The sequence below is a fragment of the Protaetiibacter sp. SSC-01 genome, assembly GCF_014483895.1.
Lineage (GTDB): Bacteria > Actinomycetota > Actinomycetes > Actinomycetales > Microbacteriaceae > Homoserinibacter.
Genome location: NZ_CP059987.1, coordinates 1,543,925 through 1,569,831 on the forward strand (window position 1 = coordinate 1,543,925; position 25,907 = coordinate 1,569,831).

The window sequence follows — 25,907 nt, forward strand, 5'->3', positions numbered from 1 at the left end:
TCAGCTCACGACCGTCGCGAGCACCGGTTCGAGCGCGTCCGCGGGAAGCGGGGGCGAGAAGTAGAAGCCCTGCCCCCGGTCGCACCCCCACGAGAGCGCACGTGCCAGATCGACCTCGTTCTCGATGCCCTCCGCGACGATGTGCGCCCCGCGCTCGTGGGCGATCTCGCGCGCCTGGGCGACCAGCTCATCCACTCCCGCGCTGCGGTCCGCGAGGAGCGAGCGGTCGATCTTGAGCTCGGTGAACGGCACGTGCCGCAGGAGCTCGAGCGAGGTGTGGCCGGCACCGAAGTCGTCGATCGACACTCCGACACCGCCGTCGATGAGCTCCTGGAGCCAACGGGTCTCGTCGTCGGTCTCGCGCATCGCAGGCGACTCGGTGATCTCTACCGTCACCGCGCCGCGGGGCAGGCCGAGCTCTTCGACGCGCCGCAGGATGCGGCGTGAGAACTCCGCGTCGAGCTCCGACGGGGAGACGTTGAGCGCGACGCCCACGGCGACTCCGCGGCGGTGCCAGTCGGCGAGCTGGCGGCCGGACTCCTCGAGCATGACGCGCCCGATGTCGGCGATGAGGTGATGCTGCTCGGCGAGGTGGATGAAGCGGTCCGGGAGCAGGAGGCCGTGGTCCGGATCGTTCCAACGGCACAGTGCCTCGAGCGCGACGACGCGTCCCGTCTTGAGGTCGTACTGGGGCTGGAAGTGCGCCGTGAGCTGCCCGGTCTCGAGCGCACGCCGAAGTCTGCCCGCGAGCTCGTCGTCTCGCTTCTCGCCGATTCCTTCGTGCACGGACCAAGCCTCCTCCACCTGGATTTCCGCAGCAAACCCGTGACAGGGGGCCATGAGCGAGATAACATGCCCCGCCCCCTCCGGGTCAAGGCCCGGCCCGGCGGACGGTCTAGCGGCGCCGCACCGGTAGTCTGCAAGGGATGGGCACGCTCACCTACGACTCCAAGCTCCAGGTCTCGTTCGACGACCGTGTGCTCGCGCACCTGCAGGCCGTCATCTGGTCGAAGCTCCGCCGAGGCGAGCACTTCGCCTTCACCTGGACGGAGGCCTCCCGCGGCGCCTTCGGACGCACGTCGATCTGGCTCTCGCCCGGCATCCCCGTGGCATTCGAGTACTTCGGGAGCCGCGCGCCGCGCCTCAACCCGGCGTGGATCCAGGTGCTCACGAAGTCGGCGAACTCCGCGGCCGGGCTCACGATCCTCCCCGAGCCCCCGGACCCCGGCGTACGCACCTCCTGATCAGGTGGTGGCGTCCGCCTCTTCCACCTCGGGCAGCGGCACGAGACCGCCGGGCGAGTTGGCGGCCTTCGTCAACCGACGGATCCAGTCGGCGTTGAGCGGCACCTCGCGCTGGTCGAAGAACTCGAAGGTCAAGGGCGTGTCGGGGCCGATCCACAACGAGTTCCGCCCGCTCCCCTGAGCCGGCGTCTGCTCCCACGAGAACGAGAACGTCTCGCCGCGGCGGAGCTTCGCGAAGATCACGGCCCGCAGATGGGCGAGGAGCCGGTCGTCGAGCTCGAGTGTGCGGCTGGAGTTGTACGTCAGGATGCCCACGCTCCCAGCATGACACGTCTCGAACGGCGAACGGCGCCGCCCCGAGGGGACGGCGCCGTTCGAACGAGCGGGTGTCAGTCGGCGTGCTCGCCGGACTCCCACACGGGCACGACCTTGTTGATCGCGTCGCCCACGACGTGGACGCGCAGGTCGTTGGTCGAGCCGGGGATGCCGGGAGGGGATCCCGAGATCACGACGACCTTGTCGCCGATCGACGCGATCTTCTTCTCGATGAGGATCTCGTCGACCTGCTTGTACATCGCATCCGTGTGCTGCACGCGCTCGACCTTGAAGGACTCGATGCCCCACGTGAGGTTCATGCGACGACGGATGCCCTCGTCGGGCGTGAACGCCTTCATCGGGATGCGGAAGCGCAGACGCGACATGCGGCGCGCCGAGTCGCCCGACTCGGTGAAGACGCACACGTACTTCGCGTCGACGAACTCCGCGACCTCGGCGGCGGCGAGGGTGATCGCACCGCCCTGCGTGCGCGGCTTGGTGCCGAGCGGCGCGATGCGCTCGAGGCCGTGCTCCTCGGTCGATTCGATGATGCGGGCCATCGTCTGGACGGTGATGACGGGATACTCGCCGACGCTCGTCTCGCCGGAGAGCATCACGGCATCCGCTCCGTCGAGCACGGCGTTCGCGACGTCGGATGCCTCGGCGCGGGTCGGGACGGGCGAGTGGGTCATCGACTCGAGCATCTGCGTCGCGACGATGACGGGCTTCGCCATGCGGCGGCAGAGCTCGACGGCGCGCTTCTGGACGACCGGCACCGCCTCGAGCGGCAGCTCGACCGCGAGGTCGCCGCGGGCGACCATGATGCCGTCGAACGCGTCGATGATCTCGTCGAGCGCCTCGACGGCCTGCGGCTTCTCGATCTTGGCGATCACGGGGACCTTGCGGCCCTCCTCCGCCATGATCTCGTGCACGCGCGTGATGTCGGCGGCGTTGCGCACGAACGAGAGCGCGATGTAGTCGGCGCCGAGCTTGAGGCCCCAGCGCAAGTCGGCCTCGTCCTTCTCCGAGAGGGCGGGCACGTTGACCGCGACGCCCGGGAGGTTGATGCCCTTGTTGTTCGACACGGGGCCCGCGACGACGACCTCGGTGCGCACGCGCACACCGTCGGTGTCGAGCACGCGCACCTTGACCTTGCCGTCGTCGATGAGGAGGAAGTCGCCCGCCTTCACGTCCTGTGGGAGGCCCTTGAACGTCGTGCCGACGAGCTCCTTGGTGCCGACGACGTCCTCGGTCGTGATCGTGAAGATGTCGCCGACCGCGAGCTCGTGGGGTCCGTCGGCGAACTTGCCGAGGCGGATCTTCGGGCCCTGCAGGTCGACGAGGACGGCCACGGGCTGACCCGCGTCCTCCGCGGCCCGACGCACGTTCGCGTAGACCTCCTCGTGCACCTCGTAGGTGCCGTGGCTGAGGTTCATCCGGGCGACGTTGACGCCCGCCTCGATGATGGCCCGCAGATTCTCATAGCTCGACGTGGCGGGTCCCAGCGTCGCGACGATCTTGGCTCGTCTCATTGTTCCTTCAGTGTGGTGTGGGGGTGTTGGTCGGGGGTGGCTTCGGCGCGAGCGGGGCTCAGAGCATGAAGCCGCGGTCGGTGGGACGCACGGGAGCGGGGAGCTCCGTGTGGCCCTCGAGGTAGCGGTCGACGGCGGCGGCCGCGGCGCGGCCCTCCGCGATCGCCCAGACGATGAGCGACTGGCCGCGTCCGGCGTCGCCGGCCACGAAGACGCCGGGCTCGTTCGTGGCGTAGAGCTCGTCGCGCACGACGTTGCCGCGGTCGTCGAACGGAAGGCGCAGCTGCTCGTCGATCAGGTCGCGCTCGGGGCCCGTGAAGCCCATCGCGATGAGCACGAGGTCGGCGGGGATCTCGCGCTCGGTGCCCGACTTCGGCACGCGGCGACCGTCGACGTACTCGGTCTCGGCGACGCGCAGGGCGCGCACCTCGCCGGCCTCGTTGCCGAGGAACTCGACGGTCGACGCGAGGTACACGCGCTCGCCGCCCTCCTCGTGCGCCGAGGACACCTCGAAGATCGTCGGGACCATGGGCCACGGCTGGTGCTCGGGGCGCTCGACGGGCGGCTGGTAGCCGATCGCGAGGTTGGTGACGCTCAGCGCGCCCTGACGGTGCGCGGTGCCGATGCAGTCGGCACCCGTGTCGCCACCGCCGATGACGACGACGTGCTTGCCGTGGGCCGAGAGCTGCTCCGGCAGGGTGTCGCCCGCGACGACCTTGTTCTGCTGCACGAGGTAGTCCATGGCGAAGTGCACGCCGAGGAGGTCGCGACCCGGGATGGGCAGGTCACGCGGCACGGTCGCACCCGTCGCGATGACGACGGCGTCGTAGCGCTCCTTGAGCTCGGCCCACGAGATGTCGACACCGATCTCGACGCCCGCGCGGAAGCGGGTGCCCTCGGCCTGCATCTGGGCGATGCGCTGCTCGACCTGGCGCTTCTCCATCTTGAAGTCGGGGATGCCGTAGCGCAGCAGTCCGCCGATGCGGTCGTCGCGCTCGTACACGGCCACGGTGTGGCCGGCGCGCGTGAGCTGCTGGGCGGCCGCGAGGCCCGCGGGGCCCGAGCCGACGACGGCGACCGTCTTGCCGGTGAGGCGCTCCGGCGGATGCGGCTGCACCCATCCGTTCTGGAACGCCTGGTCGATGATCGAGACCTCGACCTGCTTGATCGTGACAGGCGGCTGGTTGATGCCGAGCACGCACGACGACTCGCAGGGCGCCGGGCACAGACGGCCCGTGAACTCCGGGAAGTTGTTGGTGGCGTGGAGACGCTCGATGGCCTGGCGGCCCTCGCCGCGCCACATGAGGTCGTTCCACTCGGGGATGAGGTTGCCGAGCGGGCAGCCCTGGTGGCAGAACGGCACACCGCAGTCCATGCAGCGGCCGGCCTGACGGCGCAACTGCGACGGGTCCTGCGCCTCGTAGACCTCCTTCCAGTCCATGATGCGGACCGGAACTGGGCGACGGGCGGGGAGCTCACGCTGCTGGACCTTGAGGAATCCCTTCGGATCGGCCATGGTCAGCCCCCCGTCACTTCGAGGATGCGGTTCCAGACGACTTCGCCGTCCGGGTCGAGCCCCTCGTCGGCGGCCTGGCGCCGGGTCTCGATGACCGCCGCGTAGTCACGCGGCAGCACCTTCACGAACTTGGACATGGTCTCCTCGGTGTTCTCGAGCAGGCGCTTGGCGAGGGCGGAATCCGTCTCGGCGATGTGCTTCTCGAGGAGGTCGGTGACGATGGCGACGTCGGCCGACTCGAGCGGAAGGAGCTCGAGCTCGCCGCTCGCGAGCGAGTCGCGGTTGACGCGCTCGGGCCGCAGGTCGTAGACGTAGGCGGTGCCGCCGGACATGCCGGCACCGAGGTTGCGGCCCGTGCCGCCCAGGATGACCGCGAGGCCGCCCGTCATGTACTCGAGCGCGTGGTCGCCCACGCCCTCGACGACGGCCGTGGCGCCCGAGTTGCGGACGAGGAACCGCTCACCCACGACGCCGCGGATGAAGATCGATCCACGGGTCGCGCCGTAGCCGATGACGTTGCCCGCGATGACGTTGCGCTCGGCGGGGAACACGGCGCCGCGCGGCGGGCGCACGACGATCTGGCCGCCCGAGAGACCCTTGCCGACGTAGTCGTTCGAGTCGCCCTCGAGCCGCAGGGTGATCCCGTTCGGCATGAAGGCGCCGAGCGACTGGCCGGCCGCGCCGCGCAGGGTCACCTGGATGGTGCCCTCCGGGAGGCCGTGCTCGCCGTGGCGCTTCGTGACCTCGTGGCCGAGCATTGTTCCCACGGCGCGCTCGGTGTTCTTGATGGGCAACTCGATCTCGACGGGCGTGCCGTGCTCGAGCGCGTCGGACGCGAGTCGGATGAGCTCCTGGTCGAAGTGCTCCTCGAGCTCGTGGTCCTGCGTACGGCGGTTTGCGCGCGGCTCGTCCTCGGGGAACTCGGGTCCGATGAGCACGGGTGTGAGGTCGAGGCCGTCGGCCTTCCAGTGGCGCACGGCGCGGTCGACGTCGAGGAGCTCGCTGCGACCGATCGCCTCGTCGAGGGAGCGGAAGCCGAGCTCCGCGAGGTACTCGCGCACCTCCTGCGCGAGGTACTCGAAGAACGTCTCGACGAACTCGGGCTTGCCCGTGAAGCGGGCGCGCAGCTCGGGGTTCTGGGTCGCGACGCCCACGGGGCACGTGTCGAGGTGGCAGACGCGCATGAGGATGCAGCCCGACACGACGAGCGGGGCCGTCGCGAAGCCGTACTCCTCGGCGCCCAGGAGCGCCGCGATGATGACGTCACGGCCGGTCTTCATCTGACCGTCGACCTGCACGACGACGCGGTCGCGCATGCCGTTGAGCATGAGGGTCTGCTGCGTCTCGGCGAGACCGATCTCCCACGGCGTGCCCGCGTGCTTGAGCGAGTTGACCGGGGATGCGCCCGTGCCGCCGTCGTGGCCGGAGACGAGCACGACATCCGCGAGGGCCTTCGTCACGCCCGCCGCGACGGCGCCGATGCCCGACTGGCTCACGAGCTTGACGTGCACGCGCGCCGAGGGGTTGGCGCGCTTGGCGTCGAAGATGAGCTGCTTGAGGTCTTCGATCGAGTAGATGTCGTGGTGCGGCGGCGGCGAGATGAGGCCCACGCCCGGGGTCCCGCCGCGCGTACGCGCGACCCACGGATACACCTTCTGCGGGGGCAGCTGTCCACCCTCGCCCGGCTTCGCGCCCTGCGCCATCTTGATCTGGATGTCGGTCGCGTGCGTCAGGTACATGCTCGTGACGCCGAAGCGACCCGAGGCGATCTGCTTGATGCGGCTGCGACGCTCGGGGTCGAGCAGGCGCTCGACGTCCTCGCCGCCCTCACCGGTGTTGGAGCGCCCGCCGATGCGGTTCATGGCGATCGCGAGGGTCTCGTGCGCCTCCTGCGAGATGGAGCCGTAACTCATCGCACCCGTGTTGAAGCGCGCGATGATCGAGGAGATCGACTCGACCTCGTCGATCGGCACGGGCGGCCGCTCCCCCGTCTTGATGCGGAAGAGGCCGCGGAGCGTCATGAGGCGCTCGGCCTGCTCGTCGACCGACTTCGTGTACTCGCGGAAGATGTCGAAGCGCCGGTTGCGCGTCGAGTGCTGCAGCTTGAACACGGTCTCGGGGCTGAAGAGGTGCGGCGGGCCCTCGCGGCGCCACTGGTACTCGCCGCCCGTCTCGAGCCGCTCGTGGGCCTTCTCGCCGGCGTTCTCGGGGTAGGCCGAGGTGTGGCGGGCGAGGTTCTCCTCCGCGATGACGTCGATGCCGACGCCGCCGAGAAGGGTCGTCGTGCCCGTGAAGTACTTGTCGACGAACTCCTGGCTGAGGCCGACCGCCTCGAACGCCTGGGCGCCCGCGTACGAGCCGATGACCGAGATGCCCATCTTGGACATGATCTTGAGCACGCCCTTGCCGAGCCCCTTGATGAGGTTCTTGACGGCCTTCTCGGGCGTGATGCCCTGGATCATGCCGGTCGCGACGAGCTGCTCGGCGGTCTCCATCGCGAGGTACGGGTTGATCGCCGAGGCGCCGTAGCCGAGCAGGAGCGCGGCGTGGTGCACCTCGCGGGCGTCGCCCGTCTCGACGATGAGCCCCACGCGCATCCGCGTCTCCTGGCGGATGAGGTGGTGGTGCACCGCGGACAGCATGAGAAGCGACGGGATGGGCGCGAGGTCCTTGTTGGAGTCGCGGTCGGAGAGCACGAGGAACTGGGCTCCCGCCTCGATCGCCGCGTCGGCCTCCGCGCACAGCTCCTCGAGACGGATCTCCATGGCGTCGCGCCCCGCGTCGAAGCGGTAAAGGCCTTTGAGCGTGTGCGTGAGGCGCTGTCCGCTCTCCTTGCCGAGGCGCAGGATCTTCGCGAGCTCGTCGTTGTCGATGACGGGGAAGTCGAGCACGATCTGGCGCGCGTGCTCGGGGGTCGCGTCGAGCAGGTTGCGCTCGGGGCCGAGCCCGAGCTTCATCGACGTGACGACCTCCTCGCGGATGGAGTCGAGCGGCGGGTTGGTGACCTGCGCGAACGCCTGCGTGAAGTAGTCGAAGATGAGCCGCGGCCGGTCGGACAGCACCGCGATGGGCGTGTCGGACCCCATGGCGCCGAGCGGCTCGGCACCGTTCTGCGCCATCGGCGAGATGAGGATGCGCACCTCCTCCTCCGTGTACCCGAAGGTGCGCTGACGGCGCGTGACGGAGGCGGCGGTGTGGATGACGTGCTCGCGCGGCGGGAGCTCGGCGAGCTCGATGCGGTTCTCCTGCACCCACTGCGCATAGGGGTTCTCGGCCGCGAGGCTCGTCTTGATCTCGTCGTCCTCGATGATGCGACCCTCGACGGTGTCGATGAGGAACATCTTCCCGGGGCGCAGGCGGCCCTTGCGGACGACGCGGTCGGCCGGGAAGTCGAGCACGCCGATCTCGCTCGCGAGCACGACGAGGCCGTCGTCGGTCACGAGGAAGCGGCCGGGGCGGAGACCGTTGCGGTCGAGCGTCGCGCCGACGAGCGACCCGTCGGTGAAGACGAGGGCGGCGGGGCCGTCCCACGGCTCCATGAGCGCCGAGTGGTAGTCGTAGAACGCGCGGCGGGCGGGGTCCATGTCGACCTGGTTCTCCCAGGCCTCCGGCACCATCATCATGATCGCGTGCGGGAGGCTCCGGCCCCCGAGCGTGAGCAGCTCGACGACCTCGTCGAACGAGGCGGAGTCGCTCGCGCCCTCCGAGACGATCGGGAACAGCGGGCGCAGGTCGCCGAGGTCGTCGGAGCGGAGCTGGCTCTGGCGCGCGCGCATCCAGTTGCGGTTGCCCTGCACGGTGTTGATCTCGCCGTTGTGGGCGATCATGCGGAACGGCTGCGCGAGCGGCCACGACGGGAACGTGTTCGTCGAGTAGCGCGAGTGCACGAGCGCGAGCTTCGTGGCGAACCGCTCGTCCGACAGGTCGGGGTAGAACGGCTCGAGCTGGAGCGTCGTGACCATGCCCTTGTAGACGAGCGTGCGGCTCGACAGCGACGGGAAGTACGACCCGAGCTCACGCTCGGCGCGCTTGCGCAGGCGGAACGTCTGGCGGTCGAGCACGATGCCCGAGACCGGCTTTCCGGACGCGTCGCTGCGCTCGGATGCCACGAACAGCTGCTCGAAGGCCGGTGCGGCGTCGCGCGCGAGGGTTCCGAGGTGCTCGGGGTCGGTCGGCACCTCGCGCCAGCCGAGCACCCGCAAGCCCTCCTCGACCGCGATGCGGCCGATGGCATCCTTCTCGGCCGCCCGGGCCTCGTCGTCGAGCGGCAGGAACGCCATGCCGACCGCGTACTGGCCGACGGGCGGCAGCTCGAAGTCGACGACCGCGCGCAGGAACGCGTCGGGGATCTGCGTGATGATGCCCGCGCCGTCGCCGGTGCCCGCATCCGAGCCGACGGCTCCGCGGTGCTCGAGGTGGCGGAGCGCGTCGAGCGCGTTCGTGACGATGTCGTGGCCCGCGGTGCCGCGCAGGGTCGCGACCATCGCGAGACCGCACGCGTCCTTCTCGAGGCGAGGGTTGTACATGCCCTGCGCGCGGGGAACAGCGCTGAAGCGCGCGAAGGCGTCCGGCCGGCCGGGTACGGGCGTCGTCTCGGGGAGCGCCATGGATACCGTCCTCACGTGATTGCGGGAAGTGGGACGACGATGGCCCAACTGAGAGAGGGGTGACCGGATCCGTCGGGACGGGCCGGTTCGTCAGCGAGGTGTGTGCGGAACGTCAGCTTGATCGGGTCGAACCGCTTGTGGCGGCAGCTTCGGTGAGCTCCGCGGCGCCATCGCCCGGCTCGTCATCATCCGAATCCGAATAGGTGTCCTCGGAGTCTACCCCAGAGGCGCCCCCAGGTCGGCGACCGCGCTGGTAGACGTCCGGTTCGACGCCCGGGTGACGGCGAGTCTGCACCGCGATGATGAGGAGTCCGACGACGATCGCGGCCAGTGCGGCCCACACGTTCGAGCGGATGCCGAGGAACGTCTCGCTCGGGTCGAGGCGGATCGACTCGAACCACGTGCGACCGACGCCGTACCAGATGAGGTACAGGCCGAGCACCTTGCCCCACTGCCAGAACGGCTTGCGCGTGAACTGCGGGATGAGCTTGCCCGCGACGCGCGTGATGCGCTCGGTGACGAGGATGATGAGCGCGAAGCCCGCGAGGTTCCACAGGATCTCGTAGAGGAAGGTCGGGTGGAACAGCACGTCGTCGGGGAGCCCCTCGGGGATCGCCGAGTTCGGGCGGGTGATCTCGAGGCCCCACGGGAGGTCGGTGGGGAGGCCGAAGAGCTCCTGGTTGAACCAGTTGCCGAGGCGACCGAACGCCTGCGCGACGAGCAGGCCCGGTGCGATCGCATCCGCGACGCTCCAGAAGCGCAGGCCCGTGAGCTTGCAGCCGATCGCGACGCCGATCGCGCCGCCGATGAGCGAGCCGAAGATCGCGCCGCCGCCCTCCCAGATGGCCCAGATGCTGCCGGGCTGGAAGGGGTTCCAGGGGTTGTCGTTGCCGGGTCCGAAGTAGTCGCCCAGGTGGGTGGCCACGTGGTACAGGCGCGCGCCGACGATGCCGAGCACGACGGCCCAGATGCCCACGTCGACGATGATCCACGGCTCGGCGCCGCGCGCCGTGAGGCGGAGGTTCGCGATGACGACCGCCGCGAAGATGCCGACGATGATCACGAGCGCGTACGTCGTGATCCGGAGGTTCCAGTCGGCGGGCAGGAACGGCAGGATGGCGCGCAGCCAGTCGCCGAGCGGAAGGTACTTCCACTCTTCCGGCGGGCTCGGGATGCTCAAGGGCGCTGCGATCACGTTCGCGAGTCTACTTTCCGTGAGAGAGGGCGGATGCCAGGCGGGCGACGCCCGCGACACCGTCCTCGGCCAGGGCGCTGACGAGTGCGGAGCCGACGATCGCGCCGTCGGCGTAGCCGAGCACCTCGCTCACCTGCTCGGGGGTCGAGATGCCGATGCCGACGCACGCGGCGATCGTCTCGGGGCCCGTGGCTCCCGCCGCGCGCAGGCGGGCCACGAGGTCGCGGGCCTTCGCGTCGACGTCGGCGCGAGCACCCGTGATGCCCATCGTCGACACGGCGTACACGAAGCCGCGGCTCGCGGCGACGGTCTCGGCGAGGCGCGCATCCGTCGACGACGGGGCGGCGAGGAACACGCGGTCGAGGCCCGCGCGGTCGCTCTCGGCGATCCACTCCTCGGCGGAGTCGGGGGTGATGTCCGGCGTGATGAGACCCGCTCCCCCGGCGTCGCGCAGAGCGTCGGCGAAACGGCTGACGCCGTACTGCACGACGGGGTTCCAGTACGTCATGACGAGCACGGGCGCGTCGACGCGCGCGCGCACGGCCTCGACGGCCGTGAACACGTCGCGCACGCGGAAGCCGGCCTGGAGGGCCGCCTGCGTCGCCTTCTGGATCGCGAGACCGTCCATGACGGGGTCGCTGTAGGGAAGGCCGAGCTCGAGGGCGTCGACGCCGTTCTCGACGAGGGCGACGGCCGCATCGACGCTCGTCTGCAGGTCGGGGAAGCCGACGGGCAGGTAGCCGATGAGCGCGCCGCGGCCCGTGATGGCCTGCGCGACACCGCTCACGACTGCACCGCCCCGTCGTCGAAGAGGTCGAACCAGCGCCCGGCGGTCGCGACGTCTTTGTCTCCGCGACCCGAGAGGTTCACGAGGATGACGGCGTCGGGGCCGAGCTCGCGCCCGAGGCGCAGCGCGCCCGCGAGAGCGTGCGCCGACTCGATCGCCGGGATGATGCCCTCCGTGCGGCTCAGGAGACGCAGCGCCTCCATGGCCTCGGTGTCGGTCGCCGGGAGGTAGCTCGCGCGGCCGATATCGGCGAGGTACGCGTGCTCGGGACCGACGCCCGGGTAGTCGAGGCCGGCCGAGATCGAGTGCGACTCGATCGTCTGGCCGTCCTCGTCCTGCAGCAGGTAGCTGCGCGCGCCGTGCAGCACACCGGGGCGACCGCGCTCGATCGACGCCGCGTGCTTCTCCGTGTCGACACCGTCGCCCGCCGCCTCGATGCCGTAGAGCGCGACGCCCTCGTCGTCGAGGAACGCGTCGAAGATGCCGATCGCGTTCGAGCCGCCGCCGACGCACGCGACCACGGCATCCGGGAGACGCCCGATGGTCTCGAGCAGCTGCTCGCGGGCCTCCTCGCCGATGACGGCCTGGAAGTCGCGCACCATCGCGGGGAACGGATGAGGGCCCGCCGCCGTGCCGAAGATGTAGTTGGTGGTCTCGACGCTCGTGACCCACTCGCGGTACGCCTCGTTGATGGCGTCCTTGAGGGTGCGCGAGCCCGTCGTGACCGAGACGACCTCGGCGCCGAGCAGCCGCATGCGCGCGACGTTGAGCGCCTGGCGCTGCGTGTCGACCTCACCCATGTAGATCGTGCACTCGAGGCCGAAGAGCGCGGCCGCGGTCGCCGTCGCGACGCCGTGCTGGCCCGCGCCCGTCTCGGCGATGACGCGCGTCTTGCCGATGCGTCGCGTCAGGAGCGCCTGGCCGAGAACGTTGTTGATCTTGTGGCTGCCCGTGTGGTTGAGGTCCTCGCGCTTGAGGAAGACCCGCGCGCCGCCCGCGTGCTCGGCGAAGCGCGGCACCTCTGTGATGATCGACGGCCGGCCGGTGTAGCTGCGGTGCAGCTCGGTCAGCTCCGCCTGGAACGCGGGGTCGGCCTTCGCCTCGTCGTACGCAGCGGCGAGCTCGTCGATCGCGGCGATGAGCGACTCGGGCATGTAGCGCCCGCCGTATTCGCCGAAGAACGGGCCGGGCAGCCGGCGCAGGCTCTCGCGGATGCTCTCGCTCATCCTGCCGCCAGGAAGCTCTCGAGGGTCGACACGGGGTCCTCTCCTGTCACGAGCGCCTCGCCGATGAGCACGACGTCGGCGCCCGCCTCGCGGTAGTGGGCGACGTCGGCGGGCGAGGTGACCGCGGACTCGGCGATGCGGATGACGCCCGCCGGGATCGACGACGCGAGCGACCCGAAGAGGTCGCGGTCGAGCTGGAAGGTCGACAGGTCGCGCGCATTGACGCCGACGACCTGCGCGCCGATCTCGAGCGCACGATCGACCTCCTCGGCGCTGTGCGTCTCGACGAGCGCGGTCATGCCGAGCTGGCCGATGAGCGTGTGCAGCTCGGCGAGCACGCTCTGCTCGAGCGCGGCGACGATGAGCAGCACGAGGTCGGCGCCCGCGGCGCGCGCCTCGAACACCTGGTACGGCTCGGCGATGAAGTCCTTGCGCAGCACGGGGATGTCGACCGCCGCGCGCACATCGCGCAGGTCGGCGAGGGAACCGCCGAAGCGACGCTGCTCGGTGAGCACGCTGATCGCGCTCGCTCCCCCGGTCTGGTACGAGACGGCGAGCCCCGCGGGATCGCGGATCTCCGCGAGGGCGCCGCGGGACGGGCTCGCGCGCTTCACCTCGGCGATGATCTTCACGCGCTCGGCGGGCGCGAGCGCCGCGAGGGCGTCACGCGGCGCGGGCGCGGCGAGCGCATCCGCTTCGACGTCGGCGAGGCTGCGCGCAGCGCGACGATCCGAGGCGTCGGCGAGAGCCCCGGCGACGAGATCCGAGAGCACGCTAGTCGTGCGCCTTCGCGACGTACTTGGGGCCCTTGACGCCGTAGCCGAGCTTCGACATCACGACACCGACGATGACGCCCACGACGAGCAGGCCCGCCGAGGCCCACACGAGGGCGGGCATCTCGAGCCAAAAGAAGACCGTGCCGGCGGCGAACGCGACGAGCATGATGGTCACCGCGACCCAGGCGGCGGGCGAGTTGCCGTGTCCGGGATCGTGCGTGTCGCTCACAGGTGGATCTCCTTCTCGAGTGCGTACGGGCGTCTCGCCCGCGGGAAGCCCGGTTCTCCGGGCCTCGTCAGTCTAGCGGGAGGGCGCGGTGGGGTCGTCGCCCTCGCTCAGCGCGTCCCACTCCGCGACGGGGTCGGATGCGGCGCTCTCGGCGGGCTCGATGCGCGTGCGGGAGTACTTGCGGCCGGAGACCGGCCAGCGCCGGGCCGTGACCGCGACGAACGCGCCCGTGATCGCGATGAGGATGCCGAAGACGATCGCCGTGCCGGGCCAGACGGACACCGCCACGCCGGACACGAGTCCGGCCACTGAGTCGCTCCCCGCGACGCCCGTGACATCCGTGACGGCGGATGCGGACGCCTGGACGGGATCGCCGAGGCTCACGATCGTGACGGCAACGACTGAGGCCCCGACGAGCGCCTCGAGCACGCCGAAGACCGTCCGCAGCACGGGTCCCGCGAGAGCGAGCGCCGCGACGATCGCGAGCACGGTGAGCGCGAGCGGTGCGAGCGCGGACGCGGCGACGTCCCCGCGTACCTCGAGCGGCGCGGGGTCGCCGCTCGAGGCGACGAGCGTCAGCGTGAACCACGGCTGCGACCAGGCGAGGAACACGAGCCCCGCGAGGAGGGCGGTGCCGCCGAGAAGGGCGCCCCGCAGCCGGGAGGGGCTCACGACTCCTCGATCCGCCGCATCGCGTTGGCGACCGCGACCGCGCGGAGCGGCGCGGCCGCCTTGTTGACCGCCTCGTGGTGCTCGGATGCGGGGTCCGAGTCCGCCACGAGACCCGCTCCCGCCTGCACGTACGCCGTGTCGCCCACGAGCGTCGCGGTGCGGATCGCGATCGCGAGGTCGGCATCGCCCGCGAGGTCGAAGTAGCCCACGACACCGCCGTAGAGGCCACGCTGAGCCACCTCGAGCTCGTCGATGATCTCGAGTGCACGGGGCTTGGGCGCGCCCGAGAGCGTGCCGGCGGGGAACGTCGCGCGGAAGACGTCGACCGCGCTCGCCTCGGGCCGCAGGTCGCCCTCGACGCTCGAGACGAGGTGCATGATGTGGCTGAAACGCTCGACCTGCATGAACTCGGTGACCTCGACGGTGCCCGCGCGGCACACGCGCGAGAGGTCGTTGCGCGCGAGGTCGACGAGCATGAGGTGCTCCGCCTGCTCCTTGGGGTCGGCGAGCAGCTCGTCGGCCAGCTCGAGGTCGCGCTCGGGCGTCTCGCCGCGCGGACGCGATCCCGCGATGGGGTGCGTGAACACACGACCGCGCTGCACCTTGACGAGGGCCTCGGGCGAGCTGCCGACGATCGAGTACGGCTCGCCCTCGGGCGTCTCGAGCGCGAGCAGGTACATGTAGGGGCTCGGATTGAGCACGCGCAGCACGCGGTAGACCTCGAGCGGCGTCGCAGACAGCTCGTGGTCGAAGCGCTGCGAGATGACGACCTGGAAGACGTCGCCGTCGCGCACGAACTCCTTCGCACGCACGACCGAGGCCTCGAAGGCCGCGCGCTCGATGCGGTGCCGCGCATGCGGGGCCACCGCGAGGTCCACCTCGGCGAGCTGCGCGGGCGAGGGCTGGGCGAGAGCCGCCTGGAGCGCGTCGAGACGTTCCTGCGCGGCCGCCCAGGCGGCATCCGGATCCTCGGTGCCGTCGTTGAGCACGGCCGCGATGAGCGTCGCGGTGCCCGTGCGGTGGTCGAGCGCGACGAGCTCGGAGACGAACGCGAGCGCCTGGCCGGGGATCGGCACCTCGGCGGGCGGGATCTCGGGGAGGTGCTCCAGCTGGCGCACCGCCTCCCAGCCGATGAAGCCCACGAGGCCGCCCGTGAGGGGCGGATGCCCGTCCTGCTGGGGCGTGCGCCAGTTGGCGTAGAGCGCGTCGACGGCAGCGAGCGGGCTCGTCGGCACCTCGCCCGCGAAGGCGCGTGCGGCATCCAGCCCGTAGTCGATCCACACGGCTCGGTCGCCGTCGGCGTCGCGACGTTGCGTGAGCACGCCGAGCGAGCCCGCGCCGACGAACGACCAGCGCGACCAGATGCCGCCCTGCTCCGCCGACTCGAGCAGGAAGGTGCCCGGGCGGTCGGCGGCGACCTTGCGGTACACGCCGACGGGCGTCTCGCCGTCGGCGAAGAGCTCCCGCAGCACGGGCACGACGCGGTGACCGGCGGCGATGGCGGCGTCGAACTCGGCTCGAGCGGTGGTGGTCACGCGGTGGCCTCCGAGGGGTCTCCGATCGCGGGATCGAGGGGGTCGACGTCGAAGCAGCTGTGCGAGCCCGTGTGACACGCGGGTCCGAGCTGCTCGACCTGGACGAGCAGCGTATCGCCATCGCAGTCGAGCGCGGCGCCCTTCACGTACTGGCGGTGGCCGCTCGTGTCGCCCTTGCGCCAGTACTCCTGACGGCTGCGCGACCAGAACGTCACGCGGCCCTCGGAGAGCGTGCGGCGCAGCGCCTCGGCGTCCATGTAGCCGAGCATGAGCACGCGGCCCGTGTCGTGCTGCTGGATGACGGCGGGCAGCAGCCCGTTCGCGTCGAAGCGCGCACGCTCCACGACCTCGTCGACGGTGCTCATCGGACCTCGATTCCCGCGTCGCTCAGGGCGCGCTTGACGTCGCCCACGGTGAGCTCGCCGTTGTGGAAGACGGATGCGGCGAGCACGGCGTCCGCGCCGGCCTCGACCGCGGGCGCGAAGTGATCGACCGCTCCCGCTCCCCCGCTCGCGATGACGGGCACGCGCGAGAGCTCGCGCATGGCGCGGACGAGCTCCAGGTCGAAGCCCTCCTTCGTGCCGTCGGCGTCGATCGAGTTGACGAGCAGCTCGCCCGCGCCGCGCTCGATCGCCTCGCGCGCCCACTCGAGGGCGTCGCGGTCGGTCTCGGTGCGGCCGCCGTGGGTCGTCACGACGAAGCCGGACGGCGTGCGGGGCGAGCGCTTGACGTCGAGCGAGAGCACGCACACCTGCGCGCCGAAGCGGTCGGCGATCTCGCCGATGAGCTCGGGGCGCGCGATCGCGGCCGAGTTGACGCCGATCTTGTCGGCGCCGTGGCCGAGCAGCCGCGCGACGTCGTCGACGGAGCGCACGCCGCCGCCCACCGTGAGGGGGATGAACACCTGCTCCGCCGTGGCCGTCACGGTTTCGTACATCGTCGAGCGGTCCTCGACCGTCGCGGTGACGTCGAGGAAGGTGATCTCGTCGGCGCCCTGCTCGTAGTATTTCCGTGCCAGCTCGACGGGGTCGCCCGCGTCGCGGAGGCCCTGGAAGTTGACTCCCTTGACCACGCGTCCGGCGGCGACGTCGAGGCACGGGATGACGCGCACCAGGACGTCCATCAGATCCTCGCGGCGTGGATGGCGCTCACCAGGATGGCGCGGGCGCCGAGCGCGTAGAGCTCGTCCATGACCTGGTTCATCTCGCTGCGCGGCACCATGACGCGCACGGCGACCCAGCCGCTGTCGCGCAGCGGCGACACGGTCGGCGACTCGAGGCCCGGCGTGACCGCGGAGGCCTTGTCGACGAGCTCGGCGGGCAGGTCGTAGTCGATGAGCACGTACTGGTGCGCGACCATGACGCCCTGGATGCGGCGGCGCAGCGTCTCGACACCCGGGATGTCGTCGCGCGCGGCGATCACGACGGCGCTCGACTCGAGGATGACGGGCCCGAAGATCTCGAGGCCCTGCTTGCGCAGGGTCGAGCCGGTCTCGACGACGTCGGCCACGGCATCCGCGACCCCGAGCCGCACGGCAGACTCCACGGCGCCGTCGAGGCGCACGACCGTGGCGTTCACGCCCTCGGCCTCGAGGAAGTCGCGCACGAGCGCGTCGTAGCTCGTCGCGACGCGCACGCCCTCGAGGTCGCGCAAGGTCTGGAAGCGGCCGATCGGGCCCGCGAAGCGGAACGTCGAGGCGCCGAAGTCGAGCTCGTCGATCTCGACCGCGGCCGAGTGCGAGTCGAGCAGCAGGTCGCGTCCCGTGATGCCCACGTCGAGGGCTCCGGAGCCGACGTAGGTGGCGATGTCGCGGGGGCGCAGGTAGAAGAACTCGACGTCGTTGCGCGGGTCCGCGACGATGAGCTCCTTGGGGTCGCGGCGCGTGGCATAGCCGGCCTCGCGCAGCATCGAGGTGGCGCTCTCCGACAGCGTGCCCTTGTTGGGCACGGCGATTCTCAGCATGTCTGTGCTTTCTGGTGGTGAACGGTCATCGGGGCGGATGCGCGTTCACAGATGTCGGTTGACGTCCTCGAGGGTGAGGCCCTTCGCGATCATGAGCACCTGCAGGTGGTAGAGCAGCTGCGAGATCTCCTCGGCCGTCTCGGCGTCGGACTGGTACTCGGCCGCCATCCAGACCTCGGCGGCCTCCTCCACGATCTTCTTGCCGATCGCGTGGACGCCCGCGTCGAGCTCCGCAACGGTGCGCGACCCCTCGGGACGCGCGACGGCCTTGGCGGAGAGCTCCTCGAAGAGGGCGTCGAACGACTTCACCCGCCTAGGTTACCGGGCCCTGACCCGTCTCTCCGTCGTGGAGTCGGCCAAACGCTGCAGCGGTTGCCTTCGCGCGCCAGCTATCACTGGCGCGCTGGGCGAAACGCTGCAGCGTTTGGCAGAAAGACGGGTCAGCGGACGCCGAGGAGGTCGATGACGAAGACGAGGGTGCGGCCCGAGAGGCGGTGACCCGCACCCGCGGGGCCGTAGGCGTACTGCGGCGGGCACACGAGCTGGCGGCGACCGCCGACCTTCATGCCCGGGATCCCGTCCTGCCAGCCCTTGATGAGGCCCGCGAGGGGGAACTGGATCGAGCTGCCGCGGTCCCAGCTCGCGTCGAACTGCTCGCCGGTCTCGAAGTCGACGCCCACGTAGTGCACGTCGACCGTCGCGCCGGGCGTCGCCTCCGCCCCGTCGCCGACCTCGAGGTCGGTGATGACGAGCTCGGTGGGCGCCGGGCCCTCGATGAAGTCGATCTCGGGCTTGGTCTTGTCGGTCATGGGGTCAAGTCAATCAGACGTCGGGCTCGGGGTCTCGAGACCCGTCGCCCCGCTGCGCTCCTCGACCGCCTGCGACGGCGTCAGTGCGCGTGCATGGCGGCGGCGCGGAGTCCCGCGATCGCGGCGTCGACATCCGCTGCCCCGTAGACGGCGGAGCCCGCGACGAAGGTGTCGGCGCCCGCCTCGGCGGCGATGCCGATCGTGTCGGCCGCGATGCCGCCGTCGACCTGCAGCCACACGTCGAGGCCCTCGCGGTCGGCGACCTCGCGCAGCAGGCGCAGCTTGGGCATGACCTCGGGCATGAAGCTCTGGCCGCCGAAGCCCGGCTCGACGGTCATGACGAGCACCTGGTCGAACTCCGGCAGCAGCTCGAGGTACGGCTCGACGGCCGTGCCGGGCTTGAGGGCGATCGACGCGCGCGAGCCGATCTCGCGGATGCGGCGCGCCAGAGCGACGGGATCGCTCGCCGCCTCCGCGTGGAACGTGACCGAGAAGACGCCGAGCTCGGCGTACCCGGGGGCCCAGCGCTCCGGATCCTCGATCATGAGGTGCACGTCGAGCGGCACGGGCGACACGCGCTGCACCGTCTCGACCATCTGCGGCCCGAAGGTGAGGTTCGGCACGAAGTGGTTGTCCATGACGTCGACGTGCACCTGATCGGCGTTCCGGATGCGCTCGACCTCGCCGCGCATGTCGGCCCAATCGGCCGCGAGGATGCTCGGCTGGATACGGGCGGGTCGGGTGCTCGTGCTCACGGATCGACCCTAGCGAGCAGCTGCACGAACATCGCATCCGTGCCGTGGCGATGCGGCCAGAGCTGCGCGGAGACGGCCTCGGGCAGCCCAAGGGGTGCCGTCGCGACGGCCTGGAGCACAGCGGGCGTGTCGAGCGCCCGCAGCCCGGGGTGCCGGGCGAGCGCGGCGGCCACCTGCGCGCGCGTCTCCTCCGGATGCGGCGAGCACGTCACGTAGGCGAGCACGCCGCCCGGAGCGAGCGCGGCGACCGCGGCGTCGATGAGCTCGGCCTGGAGTGCGACGAGCTCGGCGAGATCCTCCGGCGACTTGCGCCAGCGCGCCTCCGGGCGGCGGCGCAGGGCGCCGAGGCCCGAGCACGGCGCGTCGAGCAGGATGCGGTCGAAGGTCTCGGCGCCGTCGGCGAAGCGGCGACCGTCGCCCTCGACGACGACGGGGGCGTCGGGCAGGTCCGCGAACGGCGCGATGGCGTTGCGGACGAGACCGGCACGCGCCGGCACGACCTCGTTGGCGACGAGGGACGCGCCCCCGAGCGCGGCCTCTGCGGCGAGAAGCGCCGCCTTGCCGCCCGGCCCCGCGCACAGATCGAGCCAGCGCTCCCCCGCCGTCACGGGCCGGGCGCGCGTGAGAGCGAGCGCCGCGAGCTGCGATCCCTCATCCTGCACACGCACGCGGCCCGCCGCGACGTCCGGGAGCAACGAGGGGTCCCCGCCTGTCGACCCGAGGGCCACGGGCGACAGCCGCCCGGGCAGGTACGCGTCCCCCGCGAGCTGCGCGGCATCCGCGAGACCCGGGAGCGCGGCGAACGCGACGCGCGGCGGGTTGTTGTCGGCCGCGAGGAGTGCCGCGAGCTCGTCGGCGGCGCCCTCCTGGGCCAGCGCCTCCTCGAGCGCCTCGACGACCCACGCGGGATGCGAGAACTCGACGGCGGCGCGCTCTGCGCCTCGGAGGCCCTCGAGTGTGCGCTGCCGCCACACATCCAGGGTGTCGCGCGACAGCGTGCGCAGGACGCCGTTGACGAAGCCCGCAGCGGAGGCCTTGCGCGCGCGCCTGACGAGCTCGACCGACTCCGAGATGACGGCGTGCGGAGCCGTGCGAAGAGACAGCAGCTGGTGCGCGCCGAGGCGAAGCACGTCGAGCACAGGACCGTCGATGCGCGACGCGTCACGGCGCGCGGCGAGCGCGATGACGCGGTCGTAGTAGCCCTGCATGCGCAACGTGCCGTAGACGAGTTCGGTCGCGAAGCCCGCATCCGGCCCTGCGAGACGCGCGTCACGGATGCGCGCGGGCAGCAGCAGGTTCGCGTACGCGTCCGACTCGCGCACCGCCGCGAGCACGTCGGCGGCGACGCGACGCGCGGGCTGGATGCGGCTCATGCGAACACCGTGGGCGCGCCGGCGGGGCGGCCGCGCCACCAGTCCGCGGCGGGCATCGCGCGCTTGCCCGCGGGCTGCACGACGAGCAGCTCGAGCGGCGTGTCGCCCGTGCCGACGTGCACGGCCTTGCCGCGCACGGCGACGTGTCCGGGCTCGAGGCGTGGGGCGTCGTGGGCGATCGCGGCATCGAGGATCTTGAACCGCTCGCCGTCGAGCGTCGTCGTCGCGCCGGGCTCCGGCGTCACGCCGCGACGGCGGGCGTCGACGCGCGCCGCGGGCTGCGACCAGTCGAGGCGGCCGTCGTCGAGCGTGAGCTTGGGGGCGAGCGTCACCTCGCCGTCCTGCGGGGTCGCGACGGCCGAGCCGTCGGCGATCGCGTCGACGACGCTCGCGAGCAGTCGCGCACCCGACTCGCTGAGCGACTCGAGCAGATGCCCCGCGGTCTGCACGCCGCCGACCGTCACGCGCTCCACCGCGAAGACGGGCCCCGCGTCGAGCTCGGGCACGAGCTGGAAGACCGCGGCGCCCGTCTCGGTGTCGCCCGCGATGATCGCGTGCTGCACGGGTGCGGCGCCCCGCCAGCGCGGCAGGAGCGAGAAGTGCAGGTTGATCCAGCCGTGCCGCGGCGCGCTCAGGATGGGCTCGCGGATGAGGCCCCCGTACGCGACGACCACCCCGAGCTCGGCGTCGAGCGCGAGCAGCTCGTCCTCGACGTGGGCGAGGCGGTTCGCCTTGATGACGCGGATGCCGACCGCCTCCGCCACCTCGGCCACGGGCGTCGGCGTGAGCACGCGCTTGCGACCCTGCGGGGCGTCCTCGCGCGTCACGACGGCCACGACCTCGTGCGGGCCCTCGAGGAGGGCGCGGAGGCTCGGGACGGCGGCGGCGGGGCTCCCCGCGAAGATCAGACGCACCCCTCCATCCTGCCGTGCCGCGGCCTCACGTCTCCTCGAAGGGCTCCGGGTCGTCGAAGTGCGCGCGCAGCGGCAGGGGTGCGCGGCCGTTGCGCGGGCGGCCGGGCACGGGCTTCCGGCGCTTGGCGGCCTGCCGGATGATCTCGCCGCGCACCGCGCGCGCGACAGCAGCGCCGTGGGCGTAGTCGAAGCGGATGATGGCGCGCGTCCGTCCCTCGGCCGTGCGCTCCGCGAGGGTGTCGCTTCCCTCCGGGAGCGCCGCGATCGCCGCCTCCACGGCATCCGCCTCGCCCTCGAGGGTCGCGACGCGCATCGCGGGCGGGAAGCCGAGGGCGCGCCGGTCGGCGAGCTCCTGGCGCGCGAACGCCACGATGCCGTTCGTCGCGAGTGCCGTCGCGAGGCGACCGCCGACGCCGACGAGGAAGACCTTCGCGTCGTCGGCGGCGAGGGCCGCGGCGTCGCTCCACCAGCGGAGGCAGTCCTCCGCGACGCGCAGGGTCTCGCGCGCGACCATCCGCTCGCCGTCGAGCAGCAGCACGGCGCGGTAGCCGCCCGCGGCCACCGGCTCGGCGCCGCGCGTCGCGACGACGAGGGCGGGGCGATCGTCGACCTCGAGCACCCGGCGCTCGCCGTCGGCCACGATGACGCGGATGCCGGGGAATGCCCGGCCGAGCTCCTCGGCCGTGCGCGTCGTGCCCGCCCCGACGCGCACGAGCTTCGTGGAGCTGCACTCGAGGCAGCGGAACGAGCGCTCGTCGACGCCGCACCACAGGCAGCTCGGTGGGCCGCCCTGGCGCTCGACGCGCAACGGCCCACCGCAGCGCCGACAGCGCGCGGCCGTGCCGCATTCGCCGCAGCGCAGACCGGGCGCATAGCCGGGCCGCGCGACCTGCACGAGCACGGGGCCCGTCTTCGCGGCCGTCGCCGCCTCGCGCCACGCCATGCTCGGGATGCGCGCGTGGTCGTCGGCGGCCGCTCCTGCCGCGTGGGCCGTCGGCAGGACGTTGACCCGCCGCGGACGCTCGGGTGCGAGCCCCGTGAGCCACCCGAGCTCGACGAGGCGCTGCACCTCGGTCGTGCGCGTGCTGCCCGCGAACACGAGCGCGCTGCCCTGCTGCTCCTGGCGGATGAGCGCCGCGTCGCGCGCGTGGACGTACGGCGTGAGCGGCTCGGCGAGGAGCGGGTCGCCGTCGTCCCACACGGCGATGAGGCCGAGCCGCGTCGCCGGCGCGTAGACCGCCGAGCGGTTGCCGAGCACGACGACGGGGCTCTCCCCCATGGCGCGCAGCATCGCGCGGTAGCGGTCGGCCTCGGGCTGCGCCGAGTCGAAGCGCACGACGCGATCCTCGGGCAGGACGCTCGCGAGGGCCGCCTCGAGTTGCCGGATGTCGCGGTGGTCGGGCGCCACGACGATCGCCGAGGCTCCACCCACGACCGTGCGGGCGGCGAGCTGCGCGAGAGTCAGGGCCCATCGGCCGACCCACACCTCGCCCAGCTGCACGACGCCGGGGTCGACGGCGAGGGCCGAGCGGCCGCCCTGCAGGAGCCGGTCGACAGCCTCGGAGCGGTAGCCCGCGACCTCGGGTGCCGGGATCGCGAGCGGCGCCGGCTCCGACCGGCCGGCCGCGCGGGCCGTGAGCCACGACTTCTCGACGCGCACCTGGCGCTTCGGGATGGCGAGCCGCAGCACGTCGATCGCCGATCCCGCGGCGCGGTCGGCGACGGCGCGCGCGAGCCGCCACACCTCCGGCCGCAGCACCTCGGCGCTCGACACGACGGAGTCGAGGTCGGAGAGGGGACCCGGATGCTCCTGCTGGGTCGTGAGTTCGACGACGAAGCCCTGCGTCATCCGGTTCGCGGAGCGCAGCGGGGCCGTCACCCGCACGCCGGGCACGACGCCCTCCATGCCCGCGGGGATGCGGTAGTCGAGCAGGCGGTCGAGCTGAGGAAGCGGCGTCTCGAGCACGACGCGCGCGATCGTCGGCGCCCCCGGGTGCTCGTCCCCGCCCGCGTCGGCCGCCCCCATGGTCAGAGCGCTGCGGCGGCGCGCAGCTCCTCGACGCGGTCGAGCCGCTCCCACGTGAAGTCGGGCAGCTCTCGGCCGAAGTGGCCGTACGCCGCGGTCTGACCGTAGATGGGTCGCAGCAGGTCGAGGTCGCGGATGATGGCGGCGGGCCGCAGGTCGAAGACCTCGCGGATGGCCTCGGTGATGGTCTCGTCGGAGACCGCGCCCGTGCCGAAGGTCTCGACGTAGAGCCCGACGGGGGCCGCCTTGCCGATCGCATAGGCGACCTGCACCTCGAGACGGTCGGCGAGGCCCGCGGCGACGGCGTTCTTGGCCACCCAGCGCATCGCATAGGCGGCCGAGCGATCGACCTTCGACGGGTCCTTGCCCGAGAACGCCCCGCCGCCGTGGCGCGCCGCGCCGCCGTAGGTGTCGACGATGATCTTGCGGCCCGTGAGGCCCGCGTCGCCCTGCGGTCCGCCGATCTCGAAGCGGCCCGTGGGGTTGATGAAGCGCTGCGCGTCCTCCCACGGCAGGTCGACGCGCTCGAGCACGGGGCGCACGACGAGCTCGAAGAGCTCGGCCCGCAGCTGCTCGTTCGCGACCTTGGGCGAGTGCTGCGCCGACATGACGATCGTCTCGATCGTACGGGGCGTCACCCCGTCGTAGCCGACGGTGACCTGGGTCTTGCCGTCGGGGCGCAGGTAGCCGACGAGGCCCTCGTGGCGCACCTCGGAGAGCCGCTCGGCGAGGCGGTGAGCAAGCCAGATCGGCAGCGGCATGAGCTCGGGCGTCTCGCGCGTCGCGTAGCCGAACATGATGCCCTGGTCGCCCGCGCCCTGGCGGTCGAGGTCGTCGACGCTCGTGCCCTCGCGGGTCTCGAACGCGGCGTCGACACCCTGTGCGATGTCGGGCGACTGACCGCCGATCGACACCGAGACACCGCACGAACGGCCGTCGAACCAGACGTCGGACGAGTCGTAACCGATCTCGGTGATCTTCTTGCGCACGATCTGCGGGATCTCGACGTAGGCGGTGGTCGACACCTCGCCCGCGACATGCACGAGGCCCGTCGTGACGAGGGTCTCGACGGCGACGCGCGCGTTCGGGTCGGCCGTGAGAAGGGCGTCGAGGATCGAGTCGCTCACCTGATCGCAGAGCTTGTCGGGGTGCCCCTCCGTGACGGATTCGGAGGTGAAGAGACGCAGAGAACTCACGTGCCAGCCTGTTTCGGTCGAGTCGCGGGTGGGCGGACGGATCGATCAGCCCAGCAGATCGAGGATCGCGTCGGCGACCTCGCGCTTGGTGCCGTCTGCCCGGGTCACTATATCGCCGCCCCTCGACACGATGACGACCGCGTTGCCCTCGGTTGCGAAGCCCTCGCTCCAGCCGACCCTGTTGACGACGAGATAGTCGCAGCCCTTGCGGGCGATCTTCGCGCGGCCGAGCTCGAGGAGCGCCTCGTCGTCCGTCTCGGTCTCGGCGGCGAAGCCGATGACCGTGCGTCCGTCGACGGGCGCCGACGACAGTTCGGCGAGGATGTCGGGGTTGCGCACGAGGCGCAGCGCGAGCTCGTCGCCCTGCTGTTCCTTCTTGATCTTCGCGTCCGAGACGTTCTCGGGCCGGTAGTCGGCGACGGCGGCGGCCATGACGACGGCATCCGCGCCCTCGGCCGCGGTGAGCACCGCCGCGCGAAGCTCCTCGGCAGTGCCGACGCTGCGCACGTCGATGCCGCTCGGCGGGGGCACCTCGAGGTGCGCCGCGACGAGCACGACGTGGGCTCCGCGATCGCGCGCGGCCTCGGCGATCGCGACGCCCTGACGGCCGCTCGAGCGATTGCCGAGAAAGCGCACGGGGTCGAGCGGCTCGCGCGTGCCGCCCGCCGAGACGACGACGCGGCGGCCGACGAGGTCACGCGGACGCAGCGCCGCGAGGGCCGCCTCGACGATGTCGACCGGCTCCGCCATCCGTCCGGGGCCGCTGTCGCTTCCCGTGAGCTGACCGGATGCGGGGCCCACGACGTGCACGCCGCGGCGGCGGAGCGTCGCGATGTTGTCGCGCGTCGCCGCGTTCTGCCACATCTCGGTGTGCATCGCGGGCGCCACGACGAGGGGCGCCGTCGAGGCGAGGATCGTCGTGCCGAGCAGGTCGTCGGACAGGCCCGCCGCGAGCTTCGCGATCGTGTTGGCCGTCGCGGGCGCGACCACGACGAGGTCGGCGGACTGGCCGAGGGCGACGTGGCGCACCTCGGCGACCCCCTCGAAGAGCTCGGTCTCGACGGGGTTGCGGCTGATCGCCTCGAGTGTCGGCCGACCCACGAAACGCAGGGCGGCCTCCGTGGCCACGACGTGGACGTCGTGACCACGCAGCACGAACTCCCGGGCGACGCCGACGGCCTTGTAGGCCGCGATGCCGCCCGAGATGCCGACGACGACGCGCAGCGGAACGCTCATGG

General features: G+C 71.8%; 24 protein-coding genes. 1 reads left to right on the forward strand and 23 read right to left on the reverse strand.

The window, feature by feature from the left end:
- A complete protein-coding gene (locus tag H4J02_RS07335) occupies nt 1-786 on the reverse strand; it encodes an EAL domain-containing protein (protein ID WP_187673993.1) in 786 nt (261 codons plus the stop codon).
- 140 nt (nt 787-926) lie between these two features.
- Between H4J02_RS07335 and H4J02_RS07340 the strand changes: the two genes are divergently transcribed.
- Entirely contained in the window at nt 927-1,244 is a 318-nt protein-coding gene (locus H4J02_RS07340) for an ATP-dependent DNA ligase (protein WP_187673994.1), read from the forward strand.
- Here the strand turns inward: H4J02_RS07340 and H4J02_RS07345 are convergent, their stop codons facing one another.
- The 22 genes from H4J02_RS07345 to coaBC form a co-directional block, all read right to left on the reverse strand.
- Entirely contained in the window at nt 1,245-1,559 is a 315-nt protein-coding gene (locus H4J02_RS07345) for an ATP-dependent DNA ligase (RefSeq protein WP_187673995.1), read from the reverse strand.
- Between the two features lie 74 nt (nt 1,560-1,633).
- Complete coding sequence (pyk, locus tag H4J02_RS07350) at nt 1,634-3,091, reverse strand: pyruvate kinase (RefSeq protein WP_187673996.1); 1,458 nt, start codon at nt 3,089-3,091, stop codon at nt 1,634-1,636.
- A 58-nt stretch (nt 3,092-3,149) separates the two neighbouring features.
- Nucleotides 3,150-4,607, reverse strand: coding sequence for a glutamate synthase subunit beta (locus H4J02_RS07355; RefSeq protein ID WP_187673997.1), 1,458 nt, complete (start codon nt 4,605-4,607; stop codon nt 3,150-3,152).
- Nucleotides 4,608-4,609: 2 nt separating this feature from the next.
- Nucleotides 4,610-9,214 carry a glutamate synthase large subunit gene (gene gltB / locus H4J02_RS07360; protein ID WP_187673998.1) on the reverse strand — a complete coding sequence of 1,535 codons (4,605 nt, stop codon included), beginning with the start codon at nt 9,212-9,214 and terminating at the stop codon, nt 4,610-4,612.
- Between the two features lie 112 nt (nt 9,215-9,326).
- Nucleotides 9,327-10,406, reverse strand: coding sequence for a prolipoprotein diacylglyceryl transferase (gene lgt, locus H4J02_RS07365; RefSeq protein ID WP_397420161.1), 1,080 nt, complete (start codon nt 10,404-10,406; stop codon nt 9,327-9,329).
- Between the two features lie 13 nt (nt 10,407-10,419).
- Nucleotides 10,420-11,196, reverse strand: a complete 777-nt coding sequence (trpA, locus tag H4J02_RS07370; protein WP_187673999.1) for a tryptophan synthase subunit alpha — start codon at nt 11,194-11,196, stop codon at nt 10,420-10,422.
- A complete protein-coding gene (gene trpB / locus H4J02_RS07375) occupies nt 11,193-12,422 on the reverse strand; it encodes a tryptophan synthase subunit beta (RefSeq protein WP_187674000.1) in 1,230 nt (409 codons plus the stop codon). The genes trpA and trpB overlap by 4 nt, the downstream gene beginning before the upstream one ends.
- Nucleotides 12,419-13,195 carry an indole-3-glycerol phosphate synthase TrpC gene (gene trpC, locus H4J02_RS07380; protein WP_187674001.1) on the reverse strand — a complete coding sequence of 259 codons (777 nt, stop codon included), beginning with the start codon at nt 13,193-13,195 and terminating at the stop codon, nt 12,419-12,421. The genes trpB and trpC overlap by 4 nt, the downstream gene beginning before the upstream one ends.
- 1 nt (nt 13,196) lies before the next feature.
- The gene (locus tag H4J02_RS07385) at nt 13,197-13,427 is read right to left on the reverse strand and encodes a DUF6704 family protein (RefSeq protein ID WP_187674002.1); all 231 of its coding nucleotides are present in this window, start codon (nt 13,425-13,427) and stop codon (nt 13,197-13,199) included.
- Between the two features lie 72 nt (nt 13,428-13,499).
- The gene (locus tag H4J02_RS07390; RefSeq protein ID WP_187674003.1) at nt 13,500-14,099 is read right to left on the reverse strand and encodes a Trp biosynthesis-associated membrane protein; all 600 of its coding nucleotides are present in this window, start codon (nt 14,097-14,099) and stop codon (nt 13,500-13,502) included.
- A complete protein-coding gene (locus H4J02_RS07395) occupies nt 14,096-15,634 on the reverse strand; it encodes an anthranilate synthase component I (RefSeq protein WP_187674004.1) in 1,539 nt (512 codons plus the stop codon). Before H4J02_RS07395 ends, H4J02_RS07390 begins: the two co-directional genes overlap by 4 nt.
- On the reverse strand, nt 15,631-15,999 hold the full coding sequence (hisI, locus tag H4J02_RS07400; RefSeq protein ID WP_187674005.1) for a phosphoribosyl-AMP cyclohydrolase: 369 nt from the start codon (nt 15,997-15,999) through the stop codon (nt 15,631-15,633). Before hisI ends, H4J02_RS07395 begins: the two co-directional genes overlap by 4 nt.
- Nucleotides 15,996-16,757, reverse strand: coding sequence for an imidazole glycerol phosphate synthase subunit HisF (gene hisF, locus H4J02_RS07405; RefSeq protein WP_187674006.1), 762 nt, complete (start codon nt 16,755-16,757; stop codon nt 15,996-15,998). The genes hisI and hisF overlap by 4 nt, the downstream gene beginning before the upstream one ends.
- The gene (gene hisG, locus H4J02_RS07410) at nt 16,757-17,596 is read right to left on the reverse strand and encodes an ATP phosphoribosyltransferase (RefSeq protein WP_187674007.1); all 840 of its coding nucleotides are present in this window, start codon (nt 17,594-17,596) and stop codon (nt 16,757-16,759) included. The genes hisF and hisG overlap by 1 nt, the downstream gene beginning before the upstream one ends.
- 45 nt (nt 17,597-17,641) lie before the next feature.
- Nucleotides 17,642-17,905 carry a phosphoribosyl-ATP diphosphatase gene (locus tag H4J02_RS07415; protein WP_187674008.1) on the reverse strand — a complete coding sequence of 88 codons (264 nt, stop codon included), beginning with the start codon at nt 17,903-17,905 and terminating at the stop codon, nt 17,642-17,644.
- Between the two features lie 131 nt (nt 17,906-18,036).
- Nucleotides 18,037-18,405, reverse strand: a complete 369-nt coding sequence (locus tag H4J02_RS07420) for an FKBP-type peptidyl-prolyl cis-trans isomerase (RefSeq protein WP_187674009.1) — start codon at nt 18,403-18,405, stop codon at nt 18,037-18,039.
- A gap of 80 nt (nt 18,406-18,485) precedes the next feature.
- On the reverse strand, nt 18,486-19,097 hold the full coding sequence (gene rpe, locus H4J02_RS07425; protein WP_187676479.1) for a ribulose-phosphate 3-epimerase: 612 nt from the start codon (nt 19,095-19,097) through the stop codon (nt 18,486-18,488).
- 59 nt (nt 19,098-19,156) lie between these two features.
- Entirely contained in the window at nt 19,157-20,533 is a 1,377-nt protein-coding gene (locus H4J02_RS07430; RefSeq protein ID WP_187674010.1) for an RsmB/NOP family class I SAM-dependent RNA methyltransferase, read from the reverse strand.
- Nucleotides 20,530-21,447: a methionyl-tRNA formyltransferase gene (fmt, locus tag H4J02_RS07435; protein WP_187674011.1), complete on the reverse strand. Its 918-nt coding sequence runs from the start codon at nt 21,445-21,447 to the stop codon at nt 20,530-20,532. Before fmt ends, H4J02_RS07430 begins: the two co-directional genes overlap by 4 nt.
- A gap of 25 nt (nt 21,448-21,472) precedes the next feature.
- On the reverse strand, nt 21,473-23,473 hold the full coding sequence (locus H4J02_RS07440; RefSeq protein WP_187674012.1) for a primosomal protein N': 2,001 nt from the start codon (nt 23,471-23,473) through the stop codon (nt 21,473-21,475).
- Between the two features lie 2 nt (nt 23,474-23,475).
- Nucleotides 23,476-24,669: a methionine adenosyltransferase gene (gene metK, locus H4J02_RS07445; protein ID WP_187674013.1), complete on the reverse strand. Its 1,194-nt coding sequence runs from the start codon at nt 24,667-24,669 to the stop codon at nt 23,476-23,478.
- Nucleotides 24,670-24,714: 45 nt separating this feature from the next.
- On the reverse strand, nt 24,715-25,905 hold the full coding sequence (gene coaBC, locus H4J02_RS07450; RefSeq protein WP_187674014.1) for a bifunctional phosphopantothenoylcysteine decarboxylase/phosphopantothenate--cysteine ligase CoaBC: 1,191 nt from the start codon (nt 25,903-25,905) through the stop codon (nt 24,715-24,717).
- Between the last annotated feature and the right edge of the window lie 2 nt (nt 25,906-25,907).